This is a genomic window from Streptomyces sp. NBC_00569 (assembly GCF_036345255.1).
Lineage (GTDB): Bacteria > Actinomycetota > Actinomycetes > Streptomycetales > Streptomycetaceae > Streptomyces.
In genome coordinates, this window is sequence record NZ_CP107783.1 from 8864927 (window position 1) to 8876443 (window position 11517).

Sequence of the window (11517 nt, forward strand, 5' to 3'; positions counted from 1 at the left end):
GGCGAAGAAGGATGAGGCGAAGAAGGATGAGACGAAGAGGGGTGGGGCGAAGGGTCACTTGAGGCCGGCGGTGGCGAAGCCCTGGACGAAGTAGCGCTGGCCGATGAGGAAGAGGATCACCATCGGCAGCGTGGCGAGCGTCGTCCCCGCCATCAGGAAGTGCCACTGCGTGCCGTTCTCCGTCTTGAAGACGGACAGACCGACCTGGATGACGCGCAGACTGTCGGTCCGCGTCACGAGCAGCGGCCACAGGAAGTTGTTCCAGGACGACTCGAAGGTGAGCAGGGCCACCGTGGTGAGGGCAGGCTTGACCTGCGGGGTCATGATCCGGGCGTAGATCCGGAACTCGCCCAGCCCGTCGAGCCGCGCCGCCTCCTCCAGCTCCACGGGCAGGTCCAGGTAGAACTGCCGGAACAGGAACACGGCGAACGGGGTCACGGCCCCGGGCACGATCAGCGCCCACCACGAGTCGAGCCAGCCGCTGCCGCCCTGGCCGAAGAGGTCGTTGCCGCCGGCGAGCGGCATGAACCGCACGATCAGGAACTCCGGCAGGACCTTCGTGTACGTCGGGATCATCAGGGCGGCGATGAAACAGTAGAAGATGAGGTCGCTGCCGCGGAACCTGATCCGCGCCAGTGCGTAGCCGGCCATCGAGGCGACGAGCACGTTGATGACCGTGTGGCTGATCGCGATGACGAAGCTGTTGCGCGCGTACGTCGCGAACGGAGCGGCCTTGAAGGCGTCGACGTAGTTCCCGAACTCCCAGTGCGACGGCAGGAGTCCGGCGTGCTCGGAGGCGATCTCCGCCGGTGTCTTGAGCGAGGTCAGCACCATCCACGCGAACGGCACGACCATCAGGAGCGAGGTGAGCGCGAGCGTCACGTACAGGGCGACGCGCCCGGGTGACACCCGGGGACGGGACTCAGCCATGGCCACGGGTGCCTCCCATCATCCGCCGGTTGACCAGGGTGAACGCCATCAGCAGGACGAACAGCACGAGGGACTGGGCGCAGGCGTAGCCGACGCGGAACTCCCGGAAGGCGGACTTGTAGATCTCGTACGTCATCATCGTGGTGCTGTTGGCGGGGCCGCCGTCGGTGAGGATGTAGATCTGGTCGAAGGACTGGAACGCGCTGATCATCGAGGTGATCAGGACGAAGAACGTGGCGGGCTTGAGCAGGGGCAGCGTGAGGGAGAAGAACTGGCGCACCTTCGAGGCGCCGTCCACGGAGGCGGCCTCGTACAGCTCCTTCGGCAGGTTCTGCAGCGCGGCCAGATAGATCAGCATCTTCATGCCGATGCCCTGCCAGATCCCCACGAGGATCACCGACGGCATCGCCCACGTCGTGGACGCGAGCCAGGCCGGGCTCTCCACGCCGAAGATGCTCAGCAACGTGGTGAACAGGCCGTTGCGCGGGTTGTAGATCCACAGCCAGACGAGGGCGATGGCCACGGTCGCGGTGACCTGCGGCAGGAAGATCGCGGTCCGGAAGACCCCGCGGGCCCGCAGCCCCGCGTTCAGGCCGAGCGCGAGCAGCAGCCCGAGCGCCATGCCGAACGGCACGGTGAAGAAGGTGTACACGACGGTGTTCAGGACCGACTTGCGGAACACGGCGTCGCCGAGCATGTCGCGGAAGTTGTCCAGGCCGACGAACTTCGGTGCGGACAGGACGTCGTACGACGTGAACGCGAGGAGGACGGCGGCGACGACCGGCAGGCCGATCCACAGCGCCGCGTGCAGCAGGGCGGGCGCGACCATCAGGAGACCGGCCCTGCGGCGGCGTGCGCCGGGACCGGCGCCGCCGCGAACGGCCTTGCTGCGAGAGGGTTTCGGTGACTCGGGGGGCGAGGACGGCCGCGCGGAGCCGGCCTTCACCACGGAGAGTGCTCCCACGGTGGCAGCCCCTCACATCCGCGCGATGGCGGCCTCGGCGAGACGCCCGAGTTCCGCGATCGCGCTCTTCGCGGACCGGCCGCCCACGACGGCGGGTTCGAGGGTCGGCTTGATCTTCTCGCGGATCTCCATCCAGGCCGGGGTGCCGCCTTCGGCGCAGGCGCTGCCGAGGTTCTGCAGGGAGAAGTCGACGAGCTTGTTCTTCTTGACGTACGAGGTCGAGCGCAGTTCGCGCAGGCCGGGCACGGTGGCGCGCTGCTCGGCGGCGCCGAGGATCGAATCGGGCGCGGCGAGGTACTCGACGAGGGCGCGGGCCGCCGCCGGGTGCCGGCTGTGCGCGGACTGCGTGACGAGCGTCCCGCCCGTGAGCATCGCGGGCTTGCGGTTGCGCAGGACGAACGCTCCGATCAGGTCCTTCTCGATGAGCTCGGGCGTCTGGTCCTGGAGCTGCTTCCACAGGCCGCTGCCGGTCATCATCATGGCGGCCTTGCCCGTCTGGAGATTGGTGGGCGCCCCGGCGTCCGCGTCCGTCTTCTTCGCGTAGTCGGCCGAACCGTCCGCGCTCAGATCCTTGAAGAACTGGAGCGCTTCGACGCCTCGTCCGTCGGTGAAGGCGACCTTCTTGCCGTCGGCGCTGAACAGGGAGCCGCCGTTGGCGTACAGGAAGGTTTCCCAGCACTGCCGCAGGTCGATCGAGAACGGGTCGAAGCCCAGCCGGTCGCCCTTGGTCAACTGCTTGGCCATGGCGCGCAGTTCGGTCCAGTCGCGGGGTGGCTTCTTGATGCCGGCGGCGGCGAAGTGGTCCTTGCGGTAGGCGACGAGCCGGGTGGCCATCACGGTCGGGAGGGCGTACAGCTTCCCGTCGTAGCGGGACGGTTCGAGGACCCGTGGCTCGTAGTCGTGGCGGGTCGCCAGCGACTCGGGCAGCGGGGCGAGCACCTTCTTCGCGGCGAACGGCGGGATCCAGCCGACGCCCATCATCAGCACGTCGGGCAGCAGCCCGCCCGCGAGCGCGGTGGTGATCTTCTCGTTGAGCTGTGTGTACGTCGTGTAGTCGACGTTCACCTTGACGTCCGGGTGCTTCTTGCGGAAGCCGCCGAGGATCTCCTGCTCCAGGAGTTTCTTGCCGTCGGAGCCTTCGAAGATCGGGGTGAGCAGCGATATCTCACCTTCGGCGGGGCCGCCGGCCGAGCCGCCGGACGAGGAGCCGGTGCCGCAGCCCGTGACCGCGGCCGCCGTGCCCGCACCGAGTGCGGTCAGCAGCAGTCGTCTCGTGAGTTCCATGGGACACCCCTTGTGAGGCGGAGATGGTCAATCGATACAGCGGAGAGTGGCCGGTGAGCGGCCGGAGACGCTGGTAAATCGATGCAGTGAGGCTAGGAGCCGCTCGCGAGAGGCGTCAACAGCCCGTGCACAACAATCTTTTGGGCCGATCGCGAGGAGTTGCCGTTCTGTCGAACCTGTGAACCAGATCTAGTAAATCGGTACACTGGAGTGGAACACTGCACGGGACAGTCGGGAAGTCGCAGCTAGCCGGAGGTGGCACGGCATTGAACGGGGTTACGATCCATCAGGTCGCGGAGGCGGCCGGGGTGTCCGCGAGCACGGTGTCCAACGTTCTCAACGGCCGCACCGACCGGATGCAGCCCGCGACCCTGGCCCGGGTCGAGCAGGCGATAGAGCGGCTGAGCTACCGGCCCAATCGCGCGGCCCGCATGCTCCGCACCGGTCGCATCCAGGTCATCGGCCTCATCGTGCCCTCCGTCGCGAACCCGTTCTGGGGTGCTCTCGCCCGTGAGCTGGAGGCCGTCGCGCTCGCCGAGGGCTACCACGTACTCCTGTGCAACAGCGAGCGCGACCCGGCCAGGGAGCTCAAGTACGGCGAGGAGCTCCTCGCGGACGGGGTGAGCGGGGTGGTGCTGTGCTCCTCCCTCCCCTCACTCGACCACGTGGCGCCCCTGCTGAAGCGGGGGCTCAAGATGGTGGCCTTCGACCGCGCCGCCCAGGCCGGCGACCCTCCGTCCCTGGCCAGCATCAGCGTCGACAACGCGATGGGCGCCGAACTGGCCACCCGCCACCTCCTCGACCTCGGACACCAGCGGCTCGCGTTCGTCTCCGGCTCGGTCAACAGCGTCAACCGGCGGGAGCGGCTGCGCGGATTCCGGTCAGCCCTGGAGGAGGCGGGCATCGACCCCGCCCGGGGGGTGGTCTGGCCGGGCGCGGCCACCAGCGAGTTCGGCGACAAGGAGTCCGCCGAACTGGGCCGCTCGGCCGCGCGCGAATTGCTGGCCGCGCCGGAGCCGCCGACCGGGTTCGTCGCGATCAACGACATGTGCGCGATCGGCGTGTGCCGGGGTGCGCGCGACGCGGGGCTGAGCGCGGGCCGCGAGGTCTCGGTGGTCGGGTTCGACGACATCCTTCTCGCCGAGCTCTTCGAGCCGCCGCTGACCACCGTCCGTCAGCCGCTCCCGGAGATGGCGGCGGAGACCTTCCAGCAGTTGCGCGCCCGCATCGAGTCCACGTCGGGCGCAGGGCGTTCGCTCCTGATCCGGCCGCGGCTCGTGGTGCGGGAGTCGACCGCGGCGGGCCCCGCCGCAGGCCTTGGTGCCCGGTGAGGAGGGTACAAAGGCCCGCGCGCGAGGGACGTCGGGCCTGTCAACGGGAGTGTGTGCCCGGGGTACGGTCGAGGTACCGAGGGGGCTAACAACTGCTGCGGGATGCATACTCGGATCTCAACGAACGTCTTCTTTTCTCTGACGCTTGGGGTGCTCGTCCTGCCAGGCATCCAGGGCTTTTGCCTCCCATGGGAGGGTTCGTTCGAATCTTCTTAGGTTTGGGAAAGTCCGGGCTTTGGCGGTGGAGGTGGCAGAGGGTGCGCCGGGCGATTTCCGGCCGCTCGCAGGCTTCACCCCTGGTGATCCATCCGTTGATCTGTCCCGTGATCCGTAGTGCATAGTCAATGACTGGCTAGTGAGGGGGTGTTCAGGGTGAAGACGTTCCAGGCGCAGCCGGGCTTTGTGGTGCAGGCGTTCCGTTTCGCCCTGGACCCGAATGCGACTCAGGAATCCGCGCTGCGGTCGCACTGCGGGGCTGCTCGGGCCGCGTACAACTGGGCTGTCGGCTGGGTGACGGCCTCGTGGTGGCAGCGGAAGGCGGAAGCCTCGTACGGGGTCGCCGAGGAGGAGCTGACGCCGTGGCGGCCGTGGTCGCTGCCCGCGCTGCGTAAGGAGTTCAACCAGGTCAAGCGCACCGATCCGCGCTATGCCGACTGGTGGCACGAGAACTCCAAGGAGGCGTACAGCACCGGCCTGGCCAACGCGGCTGCCGCGTTCGACAACTACGCGAAGTCGAAGAACGGCCGCCGCAGGGGCGCCCGCATGGGTACGCCACGTTTCAAGTCCAAGCGCAAGGCCCGTCTTGCGTGCCGGTTCACCACCGGTAGCATCCGCGTGGCCGACGACCGGCACGTGACGCTGCCGGTGCTCGGAACCATCCGCACCCATGAGTCCACCGTCAAGCTTCTGGCCCGCGTGCAGGCCGGAATGGCACGCACCCTGTCCGCGACGGTGCGGCATGAGCGGGGCCGCTGGTTCGTGTCCTTCCAGACCGAGGTCAAGCGGGAGATCACCCGCGTGGCCCGTCCTGGTGTCGCAGTCGGTATCGACCTCGGGGTGAAGGTGCTCGCGGTGATGGCCGACAGTGCCGGGGAGATCCGGTACGTCGACAACCCCAAGCACTACGAGGGCGAACGGAAGCGGCTGCGGCGTCTGTCCCGTCGTGTGTCGCGCCGCCAGGGGCCGGCCGTGCACGACCCCGCCACCGGCAAGACCATCCGCCGGGAACCGTCGAAACGATGGGTCAAGGCGAACGTCGAACGCAACCGCGTGCACCACCGCGTGGCGAACCTCCGCGAAGACGCCCTGCACAAGCTCACCACCGCCGTGCGTGCCGAGTACGGCACCGTCGTGGTCGAAGACCTCAACGTCGCCGGCATGCTCCGCAACCGTCGTCTGGCACGGAAGATCGCCGATGCCGGATTCGGAGAGATCCGCCGTCAGCTCGCCTACAAAGGCCAGCGCAACGCCTGCCCCACGGTCGTCGCCTCGCGCTGGTACCCGTCCTCGAAAACCTGCTCGTCGTGCAAGACAGTGAAAGCCAAACTGCCCCTGCACGTCCGAGTGTTCTCCTGCGACGCGTGCGGCCTGGTCATCGACCGGGACGAGAACGCCGCCCGCAACCTCGCCGACCTCGCATCGGCCAGCACAAACGGTACCGGAGTGGCCGGAGACCGGGGCACGCCCAGCGTGCCGAAACCGCGTGGAGCCGACCAGAAGACCCGTGCCAGCCGGGCCAGCCGCAAAGCTGACCCGGTGCGGGCAGGTGGCGCAAAACCGCCCCACAGGCGGAAGGAACCGCGAGACCTTCAACAGGACACCACCGCCCAGCTCGGGCTGCGGTGACACCGTTAAGGACCATCTGTGCGCAAACGCACGGATTGCTGAGATCTGACTATGACCTCAGCAACGGGCCGTCGTCGCCTATGTGCGCTCGGTGGTCGGCTACCAGCGGACGGAGCGGCGCCACGTCCGCGTCATCGCCGAGATGCTCCTCGACCGGCAAAGTGGCGCCGCGTCCCCGGTGGGGCGCTGGGGCATGCTGGCCCGGCTGCTCGCCGACGGCCAACGGGCGGGCGTGTTCCGTGAGTTCGACCCGCAGACGGTGGCGCTCGCCGTCGGCGGCGCCATCGAGGGCGTGGTGTCCCACTGGCTGACGCATCCCGAACTCGACCTGGACGCGGCGGCGTCCGAGCTGGAGACGTTCACGCTGTACGCGATCGAACGTCCCCGGACCCGCCTGCCCGCCCAGGCATCGGCGTCGTCGGCACCGCGCTCAGTCCTCTGAGCGCGACCACCCCACCGCCTCGATCCGGGCCGCGTCGGACGGGCGTGTCTCGTCGAACACCGTCCGGCGGCCGTCGGTGACGCGCACCCCGTTCACGTACACCCCGCGTCCCACGTACAGCTGGTCGGTCGCGTAGCGCCAGCGCAGGCGGACGCTGCCGCCCTCGAAGGCGCCCAGAGCGGCGCTCAGGCGATGCCAGGTGCGGCCCGACCAGCCGTCGGCCGTGCCCTTGGGGTGGTCCTCAATGTCCTCTCCCTTACGGGTGGTGGCGAATGGCAGGGGCTGCCAGGTCGCCCCGGCGTCGGCCGACACCTCCAGATACAGGAGGTCGGAGTGCGGTTCCGTGTCCCACCACAGGTCGCAGCCGAGGCTCGCCGTGTCGGAGGTGACGTCGACCGCGGGCAGCGTGAGCGTCGCCGACGTGGCGCTCGCCATGCCGGAGAACCAGGAGGTGCGCCCGTGCGCGGGGCGTACGGCGACGGCGCGGGCGAGGTTGTTCCCCGCGGCGACCCGGGGAGCGGAGCCGGATCGCCAGGTGCGCACGGGATGCACGGAGTTGCCGAGCACGACGAGGAACGAGTCGGTCGTCGGGTCGAGGACGATGGACGTGCCGGTGAAGCCGGTGTGCCCGGCCGTGCGTGGCGTCGCCATCGCGCCCATGTACCAGTGCTGGTAGAGCTCGAAGCCGAGGCCGTGCTCGTCGCCGGGGAACGCCTGGTTGAAGTCGGTGAACAGCAGCCGCACGGACTCCTCGGACAGGACGCGCGCCTTGCCGTAGGAACCCCCGTTGAGGAGGGTACGGCCGAGGATCGCGAGGTCCCACGCGCAGGAGAAGACACCGGCGTGGCCCGCCACACCGCCGAGCCCGAACGCGTTCTCGTCGTGCACCTCGCCCCAGACGAGTCCGCGGTCGAGGCCGGACCAGGGCAGGCGCGCGTCCTCCGTCGCGGCGATCTTCGGCTTCCAGGAAGCGGGCGGGTTGTAACGGGTGCGGCGCATGCCGAGGGGGCCGGTGATCCGCTCGCGCAGGAGTACGTCCAGGCTCTGTCCCGTGAGCTCCTCCAGGACCAGCTGGAGCGAGATCAGATTGAGGTCGGAGTAGAGGTACACGGTGCCGGGCGGGTTGAGGGGCGCCTCGTTCCAGATGAGCCGGAGCTGTCCCTCGCGCGTCGTCTCCTTGTAGAGGGGGATCCAGGCGCGGAATCCCGAGGTGTGCGTAAGGAGTTGACGGATCGTGATGTCCTGCTTGCCGGCGCCCGCGAAGTCGGGGATGTACGAGGCGACCGTCGCCTCCAGCTCCAGCTTGCCGCGCTCGATCTCCTGCACGGCGATGAGCGAGGTGAACAGCTTCGACACGGAGGCCAGGTCGTAGACCGTGTCCTCGGCCGCCGCGATCTGCTGGTCGGCGGGGAACTCCACACCCGTGTCGGTCTTGTCGTCGTAGGCCGAGTAGCGCACGGCCTTGCCGATCGGCTGGTGGAGAGCGACCGTTCCACCGCGGCCGGCGAGCAGTACGGCGCCCGCGTACCAGGGGTGCTTGGGGGAGGGGGCGAGGAACTTCTCGGCGTCGGCGACGAGTTGGCGCAGATGCCCGGCGATCAGACCGGCCCGCTCCGGGGACCCACGGCGCAGTGTGGTTCCGTGCCCCTCGGCGTGCCCGTCCGTCTGTGTGTCCGCCGCGGCGGCGGGCCCCGCCGGGAACGGGGCGAGGGCCAGTGCCCCGCTCAACGCCAGCACGCTCGCGCCCAGTTGGCGACGGGAGAGCCCGTCGTCCGTGTCGTGCAATCTGTCCGCCGCGCCGTCGGTCATGAACGAACCCCTTCTGAAAGTATCTTTCGGGATCTAGCTCGACGGATGAAACTTTCATGTCAGGTTACGGTCGTGTCAAGCCTCGGAATGACGCCGCAGAAATCTGACGCAGCATCAGAAAGTGTCTTCCCTCGTTCGGAGGAGTGCGGCATTCTGCGCCCATGCAGACGGAGCTGAGCAAGAAACTGGGGATCGAGCACGCCATCTTCGGCTTCACGCCCTTCCCGGCGGTGGCCGCCGCCATCAGCAGGGCCGGGGGGTTCGGTGTGCTCGGCGCGGTCCGCTACACCGCACCCGACGACCTGGCCCGCGACCTCGACTGGATGGAGGAACACGTCGACGGCGCGCCCTACGGGCTCGATGTCGTGATGCCCGCGAAGAAGGTCGAGGGCCCCGGCCACCAGAAACTGACCGAGGCCGATGTCGAGGCGATGATCCCCGAAGGACACCGCCAGTTCGTCAGAGACACCCTCGCCAAGCACGGTGTGCCCGAGCTCGCCGAGGGCGAGGCCTCGGGCTGGCGCATCACCGGCTGGATGGAGCAGGTAGCCCGCAGCCAGCTGGACGTCGCCTTCGACTACCCGATCAAACTCCTTGCCAACGCGCTCGGTTCACCGCCCGCCGACGTCATCCGGCGCGCCCACGACCAGAACGTACTCGTGGCGGCTCTCGCGGGCAGCGCCCGGCACGCCCGTAAACACGCGGACGCGGGCATCGACATCGTCGTCGCGCAGGGCTACGAGGCGGGCGGGCACACCGGCGAGATCGCGTCCATGGTGCTCACGCCCGAAGTGGTCGACGCCGTGTCGCCGCTGCCCGTCCTCGCGGCCGGCGGCATCGGCAGCGGGGAGCAGGCGGCGGCGGCCCTCGCGCTCGGCGCCCAGGGCGTCTGGCTCGGCTCCCTCTGGCTCACCACCACCGAGGCCGACCTCCACTCCCGCGCCCTCACCGCCAAACTCCTCGCGGCCGGGTCCGGCGACACCGTCCGCTCCCGCGCCCTGACCGGCAAGCCCGCGCGACAGCTCCGCACGGAGTGGACCGACGCCTGGGACGACCCGTCGGGCCCCGGCACGCTGCCCATGCCGCTCCAGGGGCTGCTCGTCGCCGAGGCGGTCTCCCGCATCCAGAAGTACGAGGTCGATCCGCTGCTCGGCACGCCCGTCGGGCAGATCGTCGGCCGGATGACGAGCGAACGTCCCGTCCAGGCCGTGTTCGACGACCTCACGCGCGGCTTCGAGCGCGCCGTCGACCGGATCAACCGCATCGCAGGAAGGAGCGGCCAGTCGTGAGCACAGGCCCCCACACCGACAGCGCGCCCCCCAACGGATTCTGGGCCCAGGCCACCGCGGATCCCGGCCGCACCGTCCTCGTCGCACCCGACGGGGAGGAGTGGACCGCGGGCCGGCTGCACGCCGACGTCAACAAGCTCGTGCACGGCCTGCGGGCCGCCGGGCTGGAACGAGGTGACGCGTTCGCCGTCGTCCTGCCCAACGGAGTCGAGTTCTTCACCGCGTTCCTCGCCGCCTCCCAGGCCGGCTTCTACCTCGTCCCGGTCAACCACCATCTGGTCGGCCCCGAGATCGCCTGGATCGTCGCCGACTCCGGAGCGAAGGTCCTCATCGCGCACGAGCGGTTCGCCGAACAGGCCGTGGCCGCCGCCGACGAGGCGGCGCTCCCCGCCGGGCAGCGGTACGCGGTCGGAACCGTCGACGGCTTCCGCCCCTACGCCCGACTCCTCGACGGGCAGCCCGAGTCGGTGCCGGACGACCGCACCCTCGGCTGGGTCATGAACTACACCTCGGGCACCACGGGCCGCCCCCGCGGCATCCGCCGCCCCCTGCCCGGCAAGCTCCCCGAGGAGACCTACCTCGGCGGCTTCCTCGGCATCTTCGGCATCAAGCCGTTCGACGACAACGTGCACCTCGTCTGCTCGCCGCTCTACCACACCGCCGTGCTCCAGTTCGCGGGCGCGTCCCTGCACATCGGACACACTCTCGTCCTGATGGACAAGTGGACCCCCGAGGACATGCTGCGCCTCATCGACACCTTCAAGTGCACGCACACACACATGGTGCCGACCCAGTTCCACCGCCTGCTCGCCCTGCCCGACAGCGTCAGGAGCGCGTACGACGTGTCGGCGATGCGGCATGCCATCCACGGCGCCGCACCCTGCCCCGACCACGTCAAACGCGCGATGATCGACTGGTGGGGCCACTGCGTCGAGGAGTACTACGCGGCCAGTGAGGGCGGCGGCGCCTTCGCGACCGCGGAGGACTGGCTGAAGAAGCCGGGCACGGTCGGCAAGGCCTGGCCCATCAGCGAACTCGCCGTGTTCGACGACGACGGCAACCGGCTGCCGCCCGGCGAACTCGGCACCGTCTACATGAAGATGAGCACCGGCGGATTCTCGTACCACAAGGACGAGACCAAGACGAAGAAGAACCGTATCGGCGACTTCTTCACCGTCGGCGACCTCGGCATTCTCGACGAGGACGGATACCTCTTCCTCCGCGACCGCAAGATCGACATGATCATCTCGGGCGGCGTCAACATCTACCCCGCCGAGATCGAGTCCGCGCTCCTCACCCACCCGGCCGTCGCCGACGCCGCGGCCTTCGGGATCCCGAACGACGACTGGGGCGAGGAGGTCAAGGCGGTCGTCGAACCCGCGGAGGGGCACACCGCCTCAGACGCGCTCGCCGCCGAGATCCTCGCTCACTGCGAGCGCCAACTCGCGGGCTACAAGCGGCCCAAGACCGTCGACTTCATCGAGACGATGCCGCGCGACCCGAACGGCAAGCTCTACAAGCGTCGCCTGCGCGACCCCTACTGGGAGGGCCGCACCCGCGCGATGTGACCCACGCGGAGGTCTGACGCAGGAGCGGCCCGGGGCATTCCCCGGGCCGCTCCCG

The 11517-nt window shown here is 69.1% G+C and carries 9 protein-coding genes; 5 read left to right on the forward strand and 4 right to left on the reverse strand.

Annotated elements, in window-relative coordinates:
• Positions 1-54 precede the first annotated feature (54 nt).
• Genes OHO83_RS40015 through OHO83_RS40025 form a run of 3 tightly spaced genes read right to left on the reverse strand, consistent with a single transcriptional unit; the run spans position 55 to position 3178 of the window.
• Positions 55-930: a carbohydrate ABC transporter permease gene (locus tag OHO83_RS40015; RefSeq protein WP_266666888.1), complete on the reverse strand. Its 876-nt coding sequence runs from the start codon at positions 928-930 to the stop codon at positions 55-57.
• On the reverse strand, positions 923-1894 hold the full coding sequence (locus tag OHO83_RS40020) for a carbohydrate ABC transporter permease (protein ID WP_266666886.1): 972 nt from the start codon (positions 1892-1894) through the stop codon (positions 923-925). Before OHO83_RS40020 ends, OHO83_RS40015 begins: the two co-directional genes overlap by 8 nt.
• 12 nt (positions 1895-1906) lie before the next feature.
• Positions 1907-3178: an ABC transporter substrate-binding protein gene (locus OHO83_RS40025; protein WP_266666884.1), complete on the reverse strand. Its 1272-nt coding sequence runs from the start codon at positions 3176-3178 to the stop codon at positions 1907-1909.
• A 266-nt stretch (positions 3179-3444) separates the two neighbouring features.
• On the opposite strand from OHO83_RS40025, the gene OHO83_RS40030 reads away from it, so the two are divergent.
• The 3 genes from OHO83_RS40030 to OHO83_RS40040 all read left to right on the forward strand — a co-directional run bounded on the left by OHO83_RS40030 (position 3445) and on the right by OHO83_RS40040 (position 6796).
• On the forward strand, positions 3445-4509 hold the full coding sequence (locus tag OHO83_RS40030; protein WP_266666882.1) for a LacI family DNA-binding transcriptional regulator: 1065 nt from the start codon (positions 3445-3447) through the stop codon (positions 4507-4509).
• Between the two features lie 372 nt (positions 4510-4881).
• Positions 4882-6354, forward strand: a complete 1473-nt coding sequence (gene tnpB / locus OHO83_RS40035) for an IS607 family element RNA-guided endonuclease TnpB (protein WP_266666880.1) — start codon at positions 4882-4884, stop codon at positions 6352-6354.
• Positions 6355-6436: 82 nt separating this feature from the next.
• Positions 6437-6796, forward strand: coding sequence for a hypothetical protein (locus OHO83_RS40040; RefSeq protein WP_266666878.1), 360 nt, complete (start codon positions 6437-6439; stop codon positions 6794-6796).
• Here the strand turns inward: OHO83_RS40040 and OHO83_RS40045 are convergent.
• Positions 6785-8605, reverse strand: coding sequence for a serine hydrolase (locus tag OHO83_RS40045; protein WP_266666876.1), 1821 nt, complete (start codon positions 8603-8605; stop codon positions 6785-6787). The genes OHO83_RS40040 and OHO83_RS40045 overlap by 12 nt on opposite strands.
• 161 nt (positions 8606-8766) lie before the next feature.
• On the opposite strand from OHO83_RS40045, the gene OHO83_RS40050 reads away from it, so the two are divergent.
• Complete coding sequence (locus OHO83_RS40050) at positions 8767-9894, forward strand: NAD(P)H-dependent flavin oxidoreductase (protein ID WP_266666875.1); 1128 nt, start codon at positions 8767-8769, stop codon at positions 9892-9894.
• Positions 9891-11462, forward strand: a complete 1572-nt coding sequence (locus tag OHO83_RS40055; RefSeq protein ID WP_266666873.1) for an acyl-CoA synthetase — start codon at positions 9891-9893, stop codon at positions 11460-11462. The genes OHO83_RS40050 and OHO83_RS40055 overlap by 4 nt, the downstream gene beginning before the upstream one ends.
• The last annotated feature ends 55 nt before the right edge of the window (positions 11463-11517 follow it).

What these genes read in the sequence shown, in the direction of transcription:
- OHO83_RS40015 (WP_266666888.1), bottom strand. Translation starts at nt 930, where the DNA reads ATGGCTGAGTCCCGTCCCCGGGTGTCACCCGGGCGCGTCGCCCTGTAC.
- OHO83_RS40025 (WP_266666884.1), bottom strand. Translation starts at nt 3,178, where the DNA reads ATGGAACTCACGAGACGACTGCTGCTGACCGCACTCGGTGCGGGCACG.
- OHO83_RS40045 (WP_266666876.1), bottom strand. Translation starts at nt 8,605, where the DNA reads ATGACCGACGGCGCGGCGGACAGATTGCACGACACGGACGACGGGCTC.
- OHO83_RS40050 (WP_266666875.1), top strand. Translation starts at nt 8,767, where the DNA reads ATGCAGACGGAGCTGAGCAAGAAACTGGGGATCGAGCACGCCATCTTC.